Origin of the sequence: Pseudoalteromonas sp. SG44-1 (assembly GCF_014164315.1) — a bacterium.
Classification (GTDB): domain Bacteria; phylum Pseudomonadota; class Gammaproteobacteria; order Enterobacterales; family Alteromonadaceae; genus Pseudoalteromonas; species Pseudoalteromonas rhizosphaerae.
Genome location: NZ_JACJEW010000037.1, coordinates 1 through 19,010, shown reverse-complemented (window position 1 = coordinate 19,010; position 19,010 = coordinate 1). Strand labels below are relative to the sequence as shown.

Below are 19,010 nucleotides of genomic sequence, written 5' to 3'. Positions count from 1 at the left end.
TTTAGCGTCCTTTGTTGCGATGAAAACGGCTCGCTTTTTCGGTAACACCTAAGTTGGTTTGACTACGATGTGAAGCATGTTCAGCCGAGAGAGTCGCTTTTGTATGCTGTATCGCTTTACTCGCTAAGTTAACTTGTGCCTCATCTTGTGGATTGTTGGGCAATATACCAACCTGCATTGCGCTAGGAAATTGTGCATCGCCTATTACGCCGATATGCGGTTGTACAATCGCAAGTTCAGCAAAGTTGTCTATCATACTATTGATTTGGTTTGTATATGTGGCAGGATTACCGTGCAGAGGTAAATCATCAAGCCAATCAGTACGATAAGCAAAAGCCTGTTGACGAGTACTGTCAGGTAATGAGGTATCAAGCACTTGTTGATAGCGGAACTGATTCATTATTTGATTTGGCACTCGAGCAGGCCAAAATGTCGGTAAAAATGGATCGTACTCAGAGCTGTAGCCATCTCTACAACTTGCGGTATCAGTTTGCCAAGGAATAGCCATCCAGCGTGTTATCCCGCCTGCTACTTGACCACCAAATAAAGGTCCTTGCGCGAGAGTATAAACGTCGCTATTCATCACAGGACCATAATAGTAACGGTCGCTTTGTAAGTCCGCTTGGGCGTGTTTGAGTCGAAATGCCGACATATACATGCCTGCAGTTCGCATTGGCCAAGTCATTTCACAGCCCGGGTGAAACGCATCAGCAAGGCAAAACTCCATCGCGCCGCGAGTAAGTAGTTCTGGCTGCTCAGCAATTGGATAATCATCTAACGCGGTTACATTTGCATGTGCCGGACAAGCTGATTGAGGGGTGTAATCATTAATAAAATCACCTTTCACCCATTGGTCTAAAAAGCTCAACTGCAAATTTGATAGCGTTGCATGCTGGCGCACTGAGCCCGTGGGAGGAATGCTAATCGCGTCGCCATACAGCCAAGGCCATAGTTGTGGAGCTTGCGCACCGGGAACATCAAAACGACGAAAGTTATTAGACAGTGTACGGCGTAATTCCTGATAGGCAGGAGAGGGATCGCTAAGCTTTTCTAGCCATTCATTGGTGGTGTAATTAAACTGACCCCCCCAGCCAAATGCGCCAGCAAATCCGTCATTAACCCATTGTAAATCCGTCATTCGGGCAAATATGGGTTGAATGTCGTTACTAAAGGAAGGTCGCTGTGGTCTTGCCAGCATACCAGCATCTACAGCAACGTCGCGCATTAAATCCCACATGGTGCGTACTGATTTTTGCATCGGTGCATAATCCGGTGGCGCGCAAATAACCCAAGCGGGTTCTACTCTTAGCGATACCCCCTGATATACAACCTCTGCTGTAATTGGGCCATCTGAGGTGTCATCATACCAGCCTTCATTATTTGCAAAGGTAATGGCTATATCGCCGTTTACGTTGCGTGACACGCCATGACCACCGAGCATGAGTAAGCGACCGTATTGATCACTGCGCATTTCGCCTAAGTACACATCCTGATCCATAAATTGGCCAATAAACTCATGCTTAGATTTTACGTTTTTGCCGCTTATACTGTGTTTACCCCCTTTGATTAACAGCTTGCTACGATCGGCTACATTGTTATTACGCAGTAACGATGGCGGCGCATCTGCGGCTTCTGGAATATCTAAAGCAATTTGAAATTCGTACCAGCAGGCTTTTTGATTTGCTAATTCAGCATGCCAAGTAATGTCTGCATTATCGAGGGTTAGTTCTTTTATCGCTTTACCAGCGGCATTAAAACCGTAAATTCTAAACTCAGCTGCTTGGCGCTTTAATGCACCTGTTTTATCTCGGTAACTGTATTCATCAGTATGAGCTATGGGCTCTGGTTGTTGCGGGCCAATAAAGTAGCCTTTTTTACTATTACCCACGCGCATTACACCAATAGGCGGATAAATACCGGCATAAACAATACACTCAGAGTCAGTATCTTGATCTTGCTGTGGCTTAAATTCACTTAACTGTTTAGGCTCTTGTAGCTGCTGACCGTTGGCTGTATGTCGGGCATGAGCACTGGCCGCATAGGCTGACTTTCGAGCCAATGCAATGCTACCTAGAGGCTCATGGGCGGCTAAAGTACGCCAAATATTAAACGCTAAGTTATTACCAAGCTCAGCTTGACCAATCGCGGTAATATTTTGTTGTGCTAAATGCAGCCGCGCAATACATACGTATGGGCTTTCTTCACAGCTCCACACGGCTTGTGCATCATCAAGTGGCATTGTTTTTGGGTTTGTTCTTAATTGTACTTCAAAGCGAAATGTTGCACTGCCTTGACGTAAACGTCGCTGCAAATCTAAAGCGAGGTAATTATTATCGACACTTGGTGCGCCAAGTTCACTGCCTTCAGGCACTAAGCGATATTTTACAATCTGTTGTTCGCCTAATTTGAACGGTAATATTGCCCAATAATTAGCGCTTAAACAGCTTGCTTCAACTTTTTGCATAGCCTGTAAAATATTGGCTGTTTGTATGTGTTTTGGATTATTTATATAGGCATCATAGTTTTTATCGATCACGCCTGCAGTGGTGAATTGGCACATCTGTTGCGCATTTTTGGTGAAAAATCGATCCATGTTTTGAAAAATAAAATCTGCGGTATCACCTTCGCCAATCAGCTTTGGCCCATCTACTCCAAAGAGCTTCACTGCCAATCCTAATGTGCTGTGTAAATCTGGTGATGATGGTAACGTATCACTTGAAAAGCGCACTGCACATTCGTATTCTTTGCCTGCAAAAATGCCAATTTTAAATTGTGGGTCTATATCTGGATTGATAATAAAGTGGCCGTAAGCGATGCCATGTTGCTTTCTAAATACAGCTCGTTGTGCTGGCTGTTGACCTTTGTCTATACGCGGCACTTGACCAAGGCCAACAAACATTTCAGTTAACCGCTGGCAGGCTAGTTCAACATCTTTGTCATTTGACCAACATGGCACATTGTTAGCAGTTGCTAGCGTTTTAATACTGCGATTTTTGGGTTTCTTAGCCATTATTATATTCCTTATAGTATTGAAGCGGCTCTAGAGGTATTAGCTCTAAAAGTCCTTTTAAGCAAGTTCACTATTATTGAGCTGACTGCACATTTAGTTGTTTATTAGTGCTGCGTAATTTTTCAAAATTATTAAATATATGGCTCACAGCCATGGTTGATTTACCCGCAGTTATGCCGTGACACGCAAAGCAATTGTTAATTGAATAATTAGCAGTTTGATTAGGATCGCCATAGGTTTGGGTGTAGGTTTCCATCGTTATATTGGCAAGAGCCAGCGAACCACGAAGTTTATCGTTAGCATTAGGCGGGACAATATTGCCGCTAATACCACTACTAAATTGATAATCTAGAGTGCTTAACCAAACGCTACCTGCGTAGAAATAGTGTTGCCATGGGGATGTTTGTGCAGCTAAAGCTTGTTGTACGCTGTGATTGAGTTGTTGAATGTTATTAAAATTTTCTGCATCTTGGTTTTGCTGTGTGGCTGTGGCGACTGTTGTATAAGGGGCGCCATTGGGTACGCCAAATTGATAAAGTCGAAACGTATTAGTGGTTGTTTCACCTTGCGGATAGCTTAGGTTGGCGTCGCCAGCGGTGGTGTTTTTTCTATAAAAAATAAAGTTATCGCTATCGCTTACCACTTTATTTACATCGTATGCTGTAGTGACTTTTTTAAACGCACTCGTTGAACCGTAATAATCAGGCGTTGATGCTTGATGTTCAAAGGTGGCCCAAATAAATTCAGGGTGATTTTCTACTACCCCAACAACATGCATACCTATCAATGCGACCTTACTGCTACGCATGGTTTTATTATCCGCTTTGATCAGTGCTTGACGAGTATAAAACTGCGCGTCTATCTCTTGTTCAGAATATAGCGCGCGTAGTTGATCTATTGCCAACCAAGCTGCTTTTATTTCAACCGAGCCCACAGCAAACTGATCACTGCTGGTAATGGGGGTTTTAGCTGCCGACTTGATAAATTCACGGTTGATATGAATTGAATAGTAAGCAGGCTGATTACCATATTTTGTAAATAATTCGCCATGGCTACTACCCGCCTGAGTGGTATCTTCTAAAATTAATTGAGAACTTAATTTAAAGCCTGTGGGGTTAAGTAAATCATTCCAAGGCTCAAGATAAGGCATCATTTCATTGTTTACTTGCAAGTAGTCATAGCCAAACATAACTAGTTGATTGGTCTTTTTATCTATTTGAGTTAAATACAGAAACTTTTGCCAAGACCATTGATGAAAGTCACAGTTAGTTGATTGGTCTTTACCTTTTTTAAATGCAAACGGGCTATCTTTACCTTCTTTAGGTGGTTTAACTGGAGAGTTAAACCAATCGCTTTGAGCACGACAATTAGTTTGTGATGTATATTGAGTGGTTGATTTTTCTGCAGCGTGAGTCGTGCTTGAGCTTAAACCGATTAATGTTAAAACAACGGCTGTGACAGACTTAAAACGTTCCATGATAATGTTCCTACTGTTACGAATTGAGCTAAATAGTACTTATCAATAAAAGTAGAGTAGTGAGGGAAATAAAACTATTACACGGTATTTCACGTGCTATTTATAGGATGTTTTAGGTATTTGCAGGGGGGTGATACAACAGAGCCATTAATAATAGTAAGCATAGTTGCTTTTGGTTGCAGTAATGATGATGCCAACAGTTTAATGAGGTCATGAACTGTAGCATTGAACAATTATTTTAAGGGTTAACTCATACGTTAACAGTATAAATTGGAAGCTCTTTATTTGTCGGTTGTTTATTAAAAATAAGACGCGAGAGAAACTCGCGCCTCCTATTTTCACTATCGACTTCGCGCTATTATAAAGCTTTAAATCTAATTGCTGTGCCGCCGCTGGTGGCAAGTTTAAGTGTTAACTTGCCACCAGCTGTGACTATGCGCTTTTCGATTTTTAAATCGTATGGGTTGTTTTTCCACTGCGCATTATTACCATCACGATAAATTTGTGCCTCAAACTTTTTACCTTGCTCTAAGAAGTCGAGTTTAATCTCTATGCTGCGAGCTTGCTCATCGGTTACCGCTCCTAAAAACCAGTCGTTACCAGAGTAGTTATCACGCTTACGCTCTTTGCGAGCAAATACCACGTAATCGCCAACCTCACCCGCTAGTGCGATACTTTGTTGCCAATCTGTTGGTACGTCTTGAATAAACTTAAATGCGTCCGGTTTGGCTAAATAGTTACGCGGAAGATCAGCGGCCATTTGGATTGGACTATACATTACGACATATAACGCGAGTTGTTTCGCAAGTGTGGTTTGTGGACGATTTGTATCACCACCTAATCCATTAAAACTCATATCAAAAATGCCGGGTGTAAAGTCCATTGGCCCAGCTAACATACGGGTAAAGGCGAGCATTGGAATATGCTCTGGTGGATTTGGCGGTGTGCCCCATGCATTAAACTCTTGGCCGCGAGCACCTTCGCGGGCTATCCAGTTCGGATAAGTACGGCGCAGACCTGTGTCTTTTATCGGTTCATGGGTGTTAATACTGATTTTATGTTTTGCAGCCAGTTGCACGCTGTGTAGGTATTCATTAACCATAAATTGGCCATCGTGCCACTCATGGCGAGCAATGCCGTTTTCATCAATGCGTTTGATGTTGCCGCCATCTGCTACGTAACCTGTTTTTACTTGGCTAACGTTAGATTTTTCGTACAGTGCGTAGGCGTCTTCCATCTGGTTGCGGTAGTTGGTTACGTTGCCAGACGTTTCGTGGTGGCCAATCAGCTGTACGCCTTTTTCTTTGCCATAGCGAGTTAGCTCTGCAATATCAAAGTCAGGGTAAGGTTTGGTAAAACTAAAAACATCACCATTGAAGAACCAGTCGCCATCCCAGCCAATATTCCAGCCTTCGACGAGTACCCCATCAAAACCGTATTTAGCTGCAAAATCCATGTAGCGCTTGGTTTCTTTGGTGGTCGCACCGTGCTTTTCACCGCTGCCCCAAGTGTTCTCATTGATATGCATGCCCCACCAAATACCGACATATTTACCTGGTTTAACCCACGATACATCACCGAGTTTATTTGGTTCGTTGAGGTTTAAAATAATATCTGAGTTGATCAAATCAACGGCTTTGTCACCAATTTGAATTGTGCGCCACGGAGTATTAAATGCGCCATGTTTTTTAACCGCAACACCATCAGACCAAGGCGTTAAGTCGGCTTGTAAAGTCCCTGGGCGACGTTGATTGAGCACCATCCCTGCATAATCAACTAATGCAGCTTCGTGAATGCTCACATGGACGCCATCAGCGTTTTTAAAGGTAAATGGAGTATGCGCAAGAGCAGCTTGTTGCAGTGGAGTGGTGTTATAAACATATTCATAACGGTTCCAACCACGAGCTGGGATCCACCATGCGGTGGCTTTATCCGCACCACTAATTGCAAATTCGGTTAGCTCCTTAGTGATTTCAATATTTTCAAATCCAGCTTGTTTAGGTACTTCGTAACGAAAACCGACGCCATCATTAAAAGCTCGAAAACGAACCGTGTAAGTGCCGCCTTGTGGCGCTGGCTTTTTAAACGTAACCGCGAGCTCATTATGTTTATCTATAATAGTTTGGCGTTCACCCCAAGGTTGCTGCCATTGGCTGTTATGTTGGGAGTTGTTAACGTCGGTGATTGTAAAACCTTCAGCAAAGGCGGCTTGTTGTTTAAATTCGAAGCCAAGAGCTGAATTTTCAATAACATCTTTGCCGTTAAAGCTGATTTTATAACTTGGTGTAGCTTGCTGATCCGAAATGGTTATTGTTATATTTCCGTTCGGGGATTGAATCGTCGCGTCTTTAGCAAAACAAGCACTTGAAAGTCCAAGCAGAAGTAGCAAAGGTAATCGCATAGCTGTTCCTTGAGGTGTAACCTAATTGAAGCATTTAGCATAAAGCGCAAGGGCCTAGATTACGAGATGACTGCATACGTATTCAGCTCATTAGTTAGCTTAGGTTAAATATTGAAAAATAATTAACGAGATATTTTTAACAGAATATAATTAACAAAAGATTAATCTAATTGGTTTATAATGAATGAAGTTAAATAAGAAGATATTAAAATGTTAAAGCAGACCTTCATTCTTTCATTGTGTTTAATGGTTTTTAATAGTTACGCTGGTACTATCACTATTAATGATCAACAGCAAAAACCGCTCGCTAATGCCGTCGTCTGGTTAACGCCTGCGGATAAAAGTGTTGAATTCCCCGCGCCAACTACACCCTTTATAATGACTCAAAAAGACCGGCAGTTTATTCCCCATGTGTTGGTGGTACCGCAAAATGCTCAAGTTGAGTTTCCAAATGCAGATTCAATCATGCACCACGTGTATTCGTTTTCCAAAGCTAAATCGTTTGAGCTAAAGCTATACCGAGAGCAACCACAGGATCCGATCAGTTTTGAGCAAACGGGCGTAGTTGAATTAGGCTGTAATATTCATGATTGGATGTTGGGGTATATTGTGGTGGTTGATAGTCCGTATTACGCAATGACCAATGACAAAGGACAAATTGAGCTGGCGCTTGAGGCCGGAGATTTTACACTCAATATTTGGCACTCCGAATTTAGTGACATCAGCAAAACTGAAAGCAAAGCCATTTCACTAACTAGTGCGCCGGTTGTTTATCAAATAAAACAGGCGATTATTTCTCGTGTTACGGTGGGTGTTGATGAATTTGACGACTATGAATAAAGCTTGCTTTTACCTAGGTGTAGTGGGGCTAACATTAACGTGCAATGCTTTTGCACAAGTAAAGGGCTTAGTGCAACTAAGTGCAGTTCAGGGTGATCAATACGTAAGTTGGCAACAAGGTGGCGTAGGGCTATACCGATACGATAGTGACAATGATGGCATTGTGCTTTCTCAGGGAGTCGTTGATTTTAGAACTGATTTAACCACCGCTTGGTCAGCACATGGGGTTATTAATGCTTATCAAGATCCGCAGCCGACTTTAGGTTTTAGCCAAGCATATTTGCAATATAAGCCGCTAACAGCGAGTAACTATAAATGGCATCTGCGGGTAGGTGGTTTTTACCCGTTATTATCATTAGAAAATCCAGATATGGGCTGGCTTTCACCATATAATTATACTAACTCAGCAATAAACTCATGGATAGGTGAAGAGGTACGTACCGTTGGGGTTGAGGCCACTATCAAGCGGCCAGGGCGCAGCTTTAACAGTACCAATAGCTTTGCATTGGTTGGCGCTACATTTAAAGGTAATGATCCTGCAGGCACATTATTAGCTTGGCGTGGCTTTGCAGTGCATGACCGCCAAACGACCTTTAATGAAAGTATTGCGTTTGCGCCAATCGCTTCATTTAATAGCACCGAACTTCAGTATCAGGCAAATCAGGTCTTGCCCTTTGAGGAGGTTGATGGGCGCTTTGGTTATTATGCAGGAATTCACTGGGATTATTTAAAAAAATCACAATTTCGTTTTTATTATTACGATAATAATGGCGACCCTGCAGCACTAAATAGAAGTACAGGGCAATATGCATGGGATACTCGTTTTAGCAGCGTCGCGTGGCTATATAAATTTACTGCGAATACGCGCTTAATTGCGCAAATGATGTCGGGCACTACTGCAATGGGTGCTAAACGCGGTGTAAATAATAGCTTCTATAGTCACTTTATATTAGTAAGTCATAAAATGGCCAAGCATCGTATTTCAATGCGTTATGATTATTTTGAGGTAACCGATCATGACGACTGGCAATTTGATCCTAATGCCAGTGAAGGGGAGAGTATAACCGCGACCTGGCGTTATCAATTAACGCCGCAGTGGCAACTAGGGATTGAGGGCTCAGCATTACATAGCCAAGCAGAGAATCGCATGGCGATGAATAATCCCAAAAACCTATCACAGCAACAAATTAGCTTAAATGTTCAGTGGCGCTTTTAATGGTAATTCAGATAGTTTGAACTATATTAAGTTGTGGCTGATGTTGTATTTTATGCAAAGGTGAAAAATGAACTTACAGAGTATTCGAATCAAGAGCTCGCTGCCAATTATGTTACTTGGGATTGCGATAATAGTACTGATAGCAGGCTATACCCACTTAATTAACTTACAAAAAGATGCGTTAGAAGCACAATCTGAGCGATTTTTAAATGCTATTTCAGTAGTGGTTAATGGTGACCGTGATCTTTACCAAGCCAAAGTAGCTGAACTACACCTAGTAACCAATAAGATAGGTAATGCCGAAGAGTTGCAAGATCATCAAGAAAACGCACAGCAAGTGACCGATCGTTTTAATCAATATTTACATTTTTTATCAGCCTACCCGCAAGTAACGGCGCAGTTTACTGGCTTTGATAGTGCCTTTGAAAAATGGTTATCAGCATCAAACGCGTATATCAATGACCCACAAAACAAGCAAAAAAATCAGCAGGCTAATACTGAGTTTGCAGCGCTGCGCGATATTTTAGATAAAGCAGGTGAACAAGCTGAATTGACATCTAAACAAGAAAAACAAAAGCTGCTAGAGAAGATAACCACAACGAAACTGTTTTTACTGACTATGGTGGTGGTGCTGTTAGCCATTTCAGCTTGGTTCAGTTATATGATCCCACGTCAGTTAACGAAGCAAATGCATTACGTGACAGCGAGAATTAATGATATTGCCTCTGGTGATGGTAATTTAACAGAGCGTATTGTGGTAAAAAGCCAAGATGAATTTGCCGAGCTGGCAACGGCATTTAATCGCTTTTTAGATAATTTGCAGCAATTGATCCGTGATATTTTAGGCCAAGCTAATGAGCTTAACCATTTAGGTACTGATTTAAGTCAGTTCGCAAATCAAAATAATCAGATCACTCAAAAACTCAGCCAAGCATCTGAATCAATTGTCAGTGCGGTTCATCAAATGAGTGTTGCTAGTCGCGAAGTCGCTAATGTGGCGCAGCAGTCATCAAAAGAAGCCGATAACTCACAGCACCTGGCTAAGCAAGGTTTAACGGCTGTGGCTAATTCGAGTGATAAAATAGTCGCGCTATCTGAAAATATGGAACATGCCAGTAACAAATCAACCGAACTGCAACAAAGCTCTGATAATATAGCTAAAGTGCTAGAGGTGATCCGCGCGATTGCGGAGCAAACTAATTTACTTGCGCTTAATGCTGCTATCGAAGCGGCGCGAGCTGGCGAACAAGGGCGGGGGTTTGCGGTGGTTGCCGATGAAGTACGCACCTTGGCAACGCGCACTCAAGAAAGTACCAACGATATTCAAAAAATGGTTGAGCAGTTTGCCAATAGTGTCGAGCAGTCTTTAACGGCAATTAATGGTGGCAAACGCTTTGCAGATGAAGCCGTAGCCTCGTTTACGCAAACCAATGATGTGCTTAATGCGATGCAAGAGTCATCAGTAAAAGTGAATGATATGGCTATGCAAACAGCCCAAGCTACCGATGAGCAAACCGCAGTAGCGGAAGAAATAAGTCATAATTTATCGTCATTGAACGAGCAAACCATGCAAGGTGGCGAGCTGGCACGTTCAACCGAAGAAGTCGCGGTAAGAATGAATCAATTAACCGATGAATTAAACCGCCTAGTGCAGCGCTTTAAAGTTTAATTGTTTGCTGTAGGCAATAAAAAAGGGTTCGAGAGAACCCTTTTTTGCGTTATTAGTATCTAATACCAATCGACTTAAATATTTAACCATTCTAGCGCGCTAAATAAAGCGCTAACTGCGTTAGTAATTTTTCATGTACGACTGCATGGATGCAAGAGGTAGAGCAATGCAGGAGCAATTGCCGAGAACAACTACATGTCAAAATCTCTGCCTTGTTACCACTGTATTTTTCTGTCGCTATAAATGGTCAGTAACTTAAAACGATTGGTATAACGTTTACTTTTTTTCGAAAGCGCGCTTCATAAAGTTTGGTGTTGCTAATGCGCCATGGTGAATACCATTATTGTAATACTCTGTAGTTTGCGCAAGCTCTGCTGCTGCGTCTTCTCTAAAACCAGCGAATGCTTCATCTTTACGAGCAAGTGTTACTGACCATAAGCCACTTGGGTAAATAGGTTGTGGGAATGGCAGTGTTTGTAAGTCGTTAAAGCCTACATCAGTCATCGCATCGCGCATTTCAACCAGTAATGGCATATGCATAAGCGGTGATTCACTTTGTTGTACCATAATGCCGCCAGGGCGTAGTGCATTTAAACAGCTCGTGTAAAAGGCATGGTTAAACAAACCTTCACCTGGACCGACTGGATCAGTGCCATCAACAATCACGATATCGATTGATTCTGCTGCAGCTTCACGCATGTATTTAATACCGTCGTCAAACATTACTGTAGCGCGAGGATCTTGGTTTGCTTCACATAACTCAGGGAAGTATTTAAGTGACATTTGCGTCACTACTTCATCGATATCGATTTGTGTAACAGACTCAACGCCCGGGTGCTTGAGTACCTCACGTAAAGTGCCGCAGTCACCACCACCAATAATAACTACATTTTTTGGGTTTGGGTGTGCAAGTAGTGCAGGGTGGCTGATCATTTCATGGTAAAAAAAGTTTTCACGGCTAGTTACCATAGTACAACCGTCAATAATCATTAGATTACCGAAGTCTGTTGTCTCGTACATTTCGACTTTTTGAAAAGGCGATTGCTGTTCTTCTAGCTTTTTGTTGATGCGCATAGAAAACGCACTGCCGTCACGTTCACTGATTTCTGTAAACCATTTACTTTGATCTAAATTTGCCATGTCGCTAGTTACACTTTTGAGTTGAGTATGAAAAAGGGGCAATTCTGCCAGTGCTTGGCGTTTTGCTCAATGAAATTTTATCAGTATAGCGAATATATTTTATCTTAGCTTTGGCTTAAAGGTCATTTTTTGTTAGCGTAGAGAGTTATGACGTACTAAAATGCGTGATTCCGCGAAACTTGTTAACTATAGAAGAATTTGCCATGACTTGGGGTTTAGATACAGCACGCTCTACATATAACGTTGCTCATTGGAGCGATGGTTACTTTGATATTAATAGCCAAGGTGAGCTGGTTGCTTTCCCAGATGGCGATCAAACGAAAGCCGCTATTTCATTAACCGAGTTAACGGAACAATTTAAAAAGCAGGGTTTAACGTTACCAGTATTAGTACGCTTTACCGATATCTTGCAAAATCGTGTAGATACTATGACCAGCGCATTTAGTAGCGCGCGCAATGCCCGTGCCTACCAAGGTCAATATACTTGCGTATATCCGATCAAAGTAAATCAGCAGCGTTCAGTAGTAAGTAAGTTATTGGCGCACCCGAGCGGCTTAGTCGGTTTAGAAGCCGGTTCAAAACCTGAGTTAATGGCGATTTTAGGTGTGGCAAAACAACCGATCACTATTGTTTGTAATGGATACAAAGACAGTGAGTTTTTACGTTTAGCATGTATTGGCCAAGCTATGGGCCATAAAGTTAAAATCGTCGTTGAAAAGCTATCTGAGTTAACAACGTTATTAGCCGAGATTGAAGATCTAGGCATCGAGCCTGCCATTGGTATTCGCATCCGTTTAAACTCAGTGGGTAAAGGGAAGTGGCAAAATACCGGTGGCGAAAAAGGTAAATTTGGCTTAACAGCTGGGCAAGTATTAACGGCCGTCGAAGTACTCAAAAAACACAATAAGTTGCATTTAATGCAAATGGTACATTTTCATATAGGCTCACAAATTGCCAATATTCGCGATATTCATCGTGCTTTACGTGAATGTTCACGCCACTTTGCAGAATTAAGCCAGCTAGGTGTGCCATTAAATACCGTTGATGTAGGTGGTGGTTTAGGCGTTGATTACGAAGGTTCTGGCTCGCGCAGTGCCTGTTCCATGAACTACACAGTCGAAGAATATGCTCGTAATGTGGTGAATGCGTTTGCTGAAGTGTGCGAACAGCATGACTTAGCGCATCCGGCTATTATTACTGAATCAGGCCGTGCGTTAACTGCTCACCACGCAGTGCTGATCACTGATGTGATTGATGTTGAGCAAGCACCAAATCACAGCAACCCTAGTGCACCTGAGCCAAATAGTGCGTTAGTGTTAGATGAAATGTGGCAGTGTTTACAACGCTTAAACCCACGTATGGCGCTAGAAATTTACCATGATGCAATGCACTTATTTAGCGAAGCGCATGACCAATACGTACATGGTTTAGTAAGCATGTTGGAGTGGGCGAAAATAGAGCAGCTGTATTTTACTATTTTGCATCGCGTGCGAGCGTCATTAAGCAATGCGCGTGCTCACCGTGAAGTACTGGATGATTTAAACGAAAAATTAGCCGACAAATTATTTGTGAATTTTTCATTGTTTCAGTCATTGCCAGATGTCTGGGGGATCCAGCAATTATTCCCGGTAATGCCGATTGAAAACCTTGATAAGCCGTTAACGCAACGCGCTATCATTCAAGATATTACCTGTGACTCAGATGGGCAAATTCGTGAATATGTTGAGGGAGCAGGGATCGAAACAAGCTTACCTATTCCACAATATGTACCTGGGCAACAATACCACATTGCCATGTTTATGGTGGGAGCTTACCAGGAGATTTTAGGTGATCTACATAACTTATTTGGTGATACTGATTCAGTCCATGTAGAGCTCACCGAACAAGGTTATCAACTAACCAATGCGATCAAGGGTGATAGCGTTAAGGATGTATTAAAGTTTGTTGATTATGATAGCGATATTTTCTCGGATAACTTTGCTACCACAGTACAGCAACTCGACATTAGTGACTCTATTAAGCAGCAGTATTTAGCTGAGCTAAATGCGGGCCTTGAAGGGTATACATATTTTGAAGATTAATTGCGATACTCTTGTATTGCATTCTAAATTGCCGAACAGTTTTAATGAAAGGAATTAAGTAGTAATGTCTTGGATCCGTTGTGTTTTTAGTATTTTCTTTTACACCATAAATACACTAATTTGGTTTGTTCCCATTTTTATTTGTGGCCTAATTAAACTTATCCCTATCAAACCGTTACAAAAGTTAATGAGTTGGACAGCTAAGCAGTGCGCCTCTATTTGGGTTACGTTTAATACGTTAAATCAAAAGTTATTAACACCAACCAAACTAAGTGTAACCGGCCTTGAAGAGCTCAAACTAAAAGACTGGTACTTAGTGATTGCCAATCATCAGAGCTGGGTGGACATTTTAGTTTTACAGCGTGTGTTTAATCGTAAAATTCCATTTTTAAACTTCTTTTTGAAAAAAGAATTGATATACGTTCCTGTTCTGGGGCTATGTTGGTGGGCGCTCGACTTCCCTTTTATGACTCGTACCAGCAAAAGCCAATTAAAAAAGAATCCTAAATTACGTGGTAAAGATTTAGAAACAACCCGTAAAGCCTGTGAAAAGTTCAAAGAAATGCCGGTGAGTGTGGTTAACTTCGTTGAAGGTACTCGCTTTACAGCGCAAAAACATTCGCGTCAAAATAGCCCGTTTCCTCATTTACTCAAACCTAAAGCGGGTGGGGTGGCGTTTGTGATGCAAGCTATGGGTGAGCAAATCTCTAAAGTGGTAAATGTCACTATTCAGTATCCTGAGGGCATTCCTACCTTTATGGATTTTGCCAGTGGACGAGTAAAACAAATTAATATTTATGTAGAAGTGATGCCGGTAAGCCAAGAGTTGATAGGTGATTACACGGGAGATTCTGAATTTAGAGTACGTTTTCAATCAGAATTAAATCGCTTATGGCAAGAGAAAGAACAACAGCTTAGCGAGTTTGAGCAAAAACTTAAGTCATAGTCGCAAATGCTAATAGGTAACGGCCCAAATCAGTACTGTTAAGCTTGTATTGGTTTTGGGTTTGTTACAGTGTTAAGCAACAATCAATATAGCTAAAATGACTGTTATTGAGCCTCCCGCAGCAAGGAATTAGAATTATCATGACGACTCCAACTCATTTACAGCAATTTGTGCAGCCTTGGTTTCAGGGTATGCCTGACACAGTATTATTCAGTTCTCTTACAGCCACTGCAATTGGTGTGTTCTCGCTGTTAGTGGTGTATTTATTTACCCGCCGTTTAATGCTACCAGGTATTCAAAAGGTGGTGACTAAACTTTCTCCTGAGCGAATTGGGCTGTTGGCGCCTATGCTGACAAAACTTAACCGTCGTTTTGCCGGAATGTTGTGCTGTGTATTATTCTTAGCAACATTTGATAGTGTTTATCCAGTTACTGAATTTGCTGCTGAAGTGCTGAAGACGATTGGCCAAACTTTATTAATTATTCATGTTGGCTTTATCATCAGCAGCATAGTAAGTATTGCGGGTGGCATTTATAACCAACTAGAGTTTGCTCGCGAAGTGCCGATTCAAGGGCTGATCCAAGTAGTAAAACTTATTACCTTTATGATTTGTGTGATTTTGATTGTCAGTATCGTACTGGAAAAATCGCCAACCTATATTCTGTCAGGCTTCGGGGCAATTGCTGCGGTGACCTTGTTAGTATTCAAAGACACTATATTAGGTTTTGTAGCCAGCATTCAAATTGCAGCAAATCGTTTAGTAACCTATGGTGATTGGATCCAAGTAGATAACTATGGTGCTGACGGCGAAGTAATTGACCTTGGGTTAAATACCGTAAAAGTACGAAACTGGGATAACACTATCACCACTATCCCCACTTATATGCTGGTGGCCGGCTCATTTAAAAACTGGCGTGGTATGCAAGAATCTGGAGGTCGTCGGATCAAGCGCTCACTCAATATAGATATGAATAGCATTCGTTTAGCTGATGACGAGCTGACTAAAACGATTTCTCAAACTATCGCGTTAAAAGAATATATTAAGATGAATACCTTACCTGATCCGGTATCAAATTTAGGGTTATTTCGTCGTTATGCTGAAGGATATTTAAAGCAGCACAGTAAAATAAACACGTCATTGACATTAATGGTGCGGGAGTTACAACCGTTAAATCATGGCTTACCGATAGAGTTTTATTGTTTCAGTGAAGATAAGCGCTGGATATCGTACGAGCATCTGCAAGCAGAGATCATGGATCATCTACTTGCGGTATTACCTATTTTTGACCTACGCGCTTATCAAAGTGTCTCGGGGCAATTTAGTCCTGCAGCAATCACCCCAACCGCTATTAAACCTACCATTAAAGTGGCAAATAATACTGAAGTAGGCCAAGGCTAACAAATACGATTAATAGCCACCAAATAGGTGGCTTTGCTAACCTTAGCCATGCAAAAGCTGCAACAACAATCACAATATGCCAAATGTTGTGAACTGCGGATGTCCAAATTGGTGAATACAATGCAGCCGCTAAAAAACCCACCACAGCGGCATTAAGCGCGGCAATACAGCTGGCAAAGCGGGGGCGTTCGGATAATTGCAGCCAGCTTTTTTGAAATGCTAACATTAATAAAAAACCAGGAGTAAAAATCAGTAAGGTTGCAATCACCGCACCAACAAGCGGCTGCTCGCTATTAAGCTCTGCGCCTAAATAACTAGCAATGGTGAACATTGGCCCAGGCACCGCTTGTGCGCTGGCGTAAGCTGATAAAAATTGCTCAGTGTTTAAACTTGGTAAGCCAGCTTGAAGTATCGGCAATACCACATGACCGCCGCCAAAAACCATAGCCCCAGCTTGATAAAAGGGTGCAAAATCTGCAAATTGAGAACCTAGTGGGACAAAGCTCACTAGCAATAATAGTGCAAATAGAATGAATGCAGGCCAGTTAACTGTGCGCTGCTTAGTTGCTGTTTGATTACTTTGAGATAGATTAAGCAATGGCCATATTGCGCCAATAGCAGCGGCTGCTAATAGAACCAATATTTGACTGCTCAGGCTCGGTAATAAGATCAGCACTAAGGTACTTAACATAGCAAGCGCTTTGAGTACCCAGCTAGTACAAAAGCTTTTTGCCATACTCAGCGTAGCATCGGCCACAATTACTACGGCAAATAGTTTTAAACCGGCAACTATTGCAAAGTAAATAGCATCAAATTGGTGGGCGCTAATCGCTAATAAAGCCATGATCAAAAAGGAAGGTAAGGTAAAGCCAACAAAAGCAGCAATACCGCCTAATACGCCTGCTCGCTCCACACCAATGGCAAAACCCACTTGGCTAGACCCAGGTCCAGGCAGAGCCTGACTAAGACTGATTAGTTGTGCATAACGTTGAGCATTGAGCCATTGCAAGTTATCAACAAAATGACGTTTAAAATAACCTAAATGTGCAGCTGGCCCGCCAAAGCTCATGCAACCAAGTAAAAAAAACTGCTTAAAAATAGCTAGTAACATGAATTCTCTCGTTTCTTATTGCCGTAACAGCTTAGTATGACAAAATTTCGTGACAATTTTATGGTTTTTAATCTTTGTACCTGTCTACAATGTAAAAAAGGCTTTGTTAAAGTTAAGTAGTTATGCGATTTATTGTTTATATTTTTATAATTTTTGCCTTTATAAACTATGCCTATGCTGCAAATGAACCTAATGCGGCTGTGCAAAAAATATCGTTAGCCGTGGATCATGCACCACCGTATAGCCAAATTAATCAAAATGGTGAAGTATCAGGCGCGATTGTTGATATTTTTCGGGAGATGAAAAAGCAACTTCCTTTTAAGTTAGAGCTGGTTGGTTGCCCATTTTCACGCTGTGTAAGAATGTTAGAGCAAGGCGAAGTTAATGCGATGGGAGGTTTGATCCTCACACCTATGCGTCAGCAAGTAATGCAATTTGTAACCCCACCTTATATGGTTTTAACCTCGTCATTTGTATTTTATGCACGCGAAGATAGCCAATTACAAATCAACAACTATGACGATTTATATGGTAAAAAAATTGCGATTATGCGAGGTGCCGTACATTTTAAACGTTTTGATGAAGACGATGAACTGACTAAAATAGCTGTTTTAACAGAAAGCACAGCTATTAACCTATTATTGAAAGGGCGTGCAGATTTAGTTATTGCCGTTGAAGATACCGCGGATCATGCTATGAGTGTGCTGAATCAGCCAGCCAATAAACTAGTTAAAATGCGGTATCGTTTTAATGACATAATCTATGGTTATCTCGCTTTAAGTAAACAGTTTTCAGTAACCCCATTAGCGCAGCGGGTTGATGCGCTAATGAAAACAATGGCTGCCACTGGTCAGCTAAATACATTAATTGCTCCCTATGAACTTCCTCCTCTTAACGAGCAAGCGCTGAGCTTTTAACATCTTCTTCATATTTCGTTCATTACAATGTTTGCATACTAGCTGTTAATGAAAGAATTAATAACCAAGGAAATACCATGACTTTAACCAAACCATTACTAACAGCGACTATTGTTGGATTATTATTAACGGGTTGTGAGACCACCAACACAGGAATGGGAGCTGGTATTGGTGCAGCTACAGGCGCAGTACTTGGTAAGGCAACCGGAGATCATGATGATAAACGTATCTTCATTGGTGCCGCTATTGGCGCGCTAGCCGGCGCTGCGGTTGGTGACTATATGGATAAACAAGAAGCGGCTTTTCGTGATGAGTTAGCCGGCTCCGGTGTTGAAGTTGTGCGTGAAGGCGATAACTTACGTTTAGTGATGCCAGCTAATATAACTTTTGCCACCGATCAATCGTATATTTCATCAGGCTTTCATAACACCCTTGATGCTATTGCTAAAGTGATGAATAAGTACGAAAAAACTTATTTAAGTATTGAAGGCCATACCGATAGCACAGGTAAAGATAGCTACAACATGACGTTATCGCAACAGCGTGCGCAGAGTGTGAAAGGTTACTTAGTGAATCAGCAAATTCTAGCTGGGCGTATTAGTACACGTGGTTACGGCGAAACTCGCCCAATTGCCAGCAATGACAGCGCCAACGGCCGCGCGCAAAACCGCCGCGTGGAAGTTCAAATTGTACCAAATACTAAAGGTTAATGTTTTATCTCAATCATTTGCTACCTAAGCAAATGATTGAGATTATTTACCGCTTACCGCTTACCGCTTACCGCTTACCGCTTACCGCTTAC

13 protein-coding genes are annotated in these 19,010 nt (G+C 41.8%); 8 read left to right on the top strand and 5 right to left on the bottom strand.

Translation table 11 applies throughout. The features are described 5' to 3' along the window. Position 1: 1 nt before the first annotated feature. The 3 genes from H5187_RS16245 to H5187_RS16235 all read right to left on the bottom strand — a co-directional run bounded on the left by H5187_RS16245 (position 2) and on the right by H5187_RS16235 (position 6,888). Positions 2-3,010 (bottom strand): LodA/GoxA family CTQ-dependent oxidase, encoded by a 3,009-nt coding sequence (locus H5187_RS16245; protein WP_182798043.1) that lies wholly within the window; start codon positions 3,008-3,010, stop codon positions 2-4. Between the two features lie 73 nt (positions 3,011-3,083). After that, positions 3,084-4,487, bottom strand: coding sequence for a hypothetical protein (locus H5187_RS16240; RefSeq protein WP_182798042.1), 1,404 nt, complete (start codon positions 4,485-4,487; stop codon positions 3,084-3,086). 358 nt (positions 4,488-4,845) lie between these two features. Then, complete coding sequence (locus tag H5187_RS16235) at positions 4,846-6,888, bottom strand: glycoside hydrolase family 97 protein (RefSeq protein ID WP_182798041.1); 2,043 nt, start codon at positions 6,886-6,888, stop codon at positions 4,846-4,848. A gap of 210 nt (positions 6,889-7,098) precedes the next feature. Here H5187_RS16235 and H5187_RS16230 point away from each other — a divergent pair, with 210 nt between their 5' ends. From H5187_RS16230 to H5187_RS16220, 3 genes are all read left to right on the top strand, one after another. After that, a complete protein-coding gene (locus H5187_RS16230; RefSeq protein WP_182798040.1) occupies positions 7,099-7,728 on the top strand; it encodes a methylamine utilization protein in 630 nt (209 codons plus the stop codon). Further along, positions 7,721-8,944 carry a hypothetical protein gene (locus H5187_RS16225; protein ID WP_182798046.1) on the top strand — a complete coding sequence of 408 codons (1,224 nt, stop codon included), beginning with the start codon at positions 7,721-7,723 and terminating at the stop codon, positions 8,942-8,944. The genes H5187_RS16230 and H5187_RS16225 overlap by 8 nt, the downstream gene beginning before the upstream one ends. Positions 8,945-9,011: 67 nt before the next feature. Beyond that, positions 9,012-10,613 carry a methyl-accepting chemotaxis protein gene (locus H5187_RS16220; RefSeq protein ID WP_182798039.1) on the top strand — a complete coding sequence of 534 codons (1,602 nt, stop codon included), beginning with the start codon at positions 9,012-9,014 and terminating at the stop codon, positions 10,611-10,613. Positions 10,614-10,889: 276 nt separating this feature from the next. On the opposite strand, the gene speE is transcribed toward H5187_RS16220, so the two are convergent. Then, complete coding sequence (gene speE, locus H5187_RS16215) at positions 10,890-11,753, bottom strand: polyamine aminopropyltransferase (protein ID WP_145241990.1); 864 nt, start codon at positions 11,751-11,753, stop codon at positions 10,890-10,892. A gap of 203 nt (positions 11,754-11,956) precedes the next feature. On the opposite strand from speE, the gene speA reads away from it, so the two are divergent. The 3 genes from speA to H5187_RS16200 all read left to right on the top strand — a co-directional run bounded on the left by speA (position 11,957) and on the right by H5187_RS16200 (position 16,180). Next, positions 11,957-13,834, top strand: a complete 1,878-nt coding sequence (gene speA, locus H5187_RS16210; RefSeq protein WP_145241988.1) for a biosynthetic arginine decarboxylase — start codon at positions 11,957-11,959, stop codon at positions 13,832-13,834. A gap of 64 nt (positions 13,835-13,898) precedes the next feature. After that, a complete protein-coding gene (locus H5187_RS16205; protein WP_145241986.1) occupies positions 13,899-14,780 on the top strand; it encodes an acyltransferase in 882 nt (293 codons plus the stop codon). 140 nt (positions 14,781-14,920) lie between these two features. Continuing rightward, positions 14,921-16,180, top strand: a complete 1,260-nt coding sequence (locus tag H5187_RS16200) for a mechanosensitive ion channel family protein (RefSeq protein WP_145241985.1) — start codon at positions 14,921-14,923, stop codon at positions 16,178-16,180. On the opposite strand, the gene chrA is transcribed toward H5187_RS16200, so the two are convergent. Next, positions 16,143-17,291 carry a chromate efflux transporter gene (gene chrA / locus H5187_RS16195; RefSeq protein ID WP_182785094.1) on the bottom strand — a complete coding sequence of 383 codons (1,149 nt, stop codon included), beginning with the start codon at positions 17,289-17,291 and terminating at the stop codon, positions 16,143-16,145. The genes H5187_RS16200 and chrA overlap by 38 nt on opposite strands. 122 nt (positions 17,292-17,413) lie before the next feature. Between chrA and H5187_RS16190 the strand changes: the two genes are divergently transcribed. Both H5187_RS16190 and H5187_RS16185 read left to right on the top strand, forming a co-directional pair. Further along, positions 17,414-18,208 carry an ABC transporter substrate-binding protein gene (locus tag H5187_RS16190; protein ID WP_182785093.1) on the top strand — a complete coding sequence of 265 codons (795 nt, stop codon included), beginning with the start codon at positions 17,414-17,416 and terminating at the stop codon, positions 18,206-18,208. Between the two features lie 77 nt (positions 18,209-18,285). Then, positions 18,286-18,918 carry an OmpA family protein gene (locus H5187_RS16185; RefSeq protein WP_149983073.1) on the top strand — a complete coding sequence of 211 codons (633 nt, stop codon included), beginning with the start codon at positions 18,286-18,288 and terminating at the stop codon, positions 18,916-18,918. The last annotated feature ends 92 nt before the right edge of the window (positions 18,919-19,010 follow it).

Coding starts and splice junctions, on each gene's coding strand:
- H5187_RS16245 (WP_182798043.1), bottom strand. CDS start 3,010: ATGGCTAAGAAACCCAAAAATCGCAGTATTAAAACGCTAGCAACTGCT.
- H5187_RS16240 (WP_182798042.1), bottom strand. CDS start 4,487: ATGGAACGTTTTAAGTCTGTCACAGCCGTTGTTTTAACATTAATCGGT.
- H5187_RS16235 (WP_182798041.1), bottom strand. CDS start 6,888: ATGCGATTACCTTTGCTACTTCTGCTTGGACTTTCAAGTGCTTGTTTT.
- H5187_RS16230 (WP_182798040.1), top strand. CDS start 7,099: ATGTTAAAGCAGACCTTCATTCTTTCATTGTGTTTAATGGTTTTTAAT.
- H5187_RS16225 (WP_182798046.1), top strand. CDS start 7,721: ATGAATAAAGCTTGCTTTTACCTAGGTGTAGTGGGGCTAACATTAACG.
- H5187_RS16220 (WP_182798039.1), top strand. CDS start 9,012: ATGAACTTACAGAGTATTCGAATCAAGAGCTCGCTGCCAATTATGTTA.
- speE (WP_145241990.1), bottom strand. CDS start 11,753: ATGGCAAATTTAGATCAAAGTAAATGGTTTACAGAAATCAGTGAACGT.
- speA (WP_145241988.1), top strand. CDS start 11,957: ATGACTTGGGGTTTAGATACAGCACGCTCTACATATAACGTTGCTCAT.
- H5187_RS16205 (WP_145241986.1), top strand. CDS start 13,899: ATGTCTTGGATCCGTTGTGTTTTTAGTATTTTCTTTTACACCATAAAT.
- H5187_RS16200 (WP_145241985.1), top strand. CDS start 14,921: ATGACGACTCCAACTCATTTACAGCAATTTGTGCAGCCTTGGTTTCAG.
- chrA (WP_182785094.1), bottom strand. CDS start 17,291: ATGTTACTAGCTATTTTTAAGCAGTTTTTTTTACTTGGTTGCATGAGC.
- H5187_RS16190 (WP_182785093.1), top strand. CDS start 17,414: ATGCGATTTATTGTTTATATTTTTATAATTTTTGCCTTTATAAACTAT.
- H5187_RS16185 (WP_149983073.1), top strand. CDS start 18,286: ATGACTTTAACCAAACCATTACTAACAGCGACTATTGTTGGATTATTA.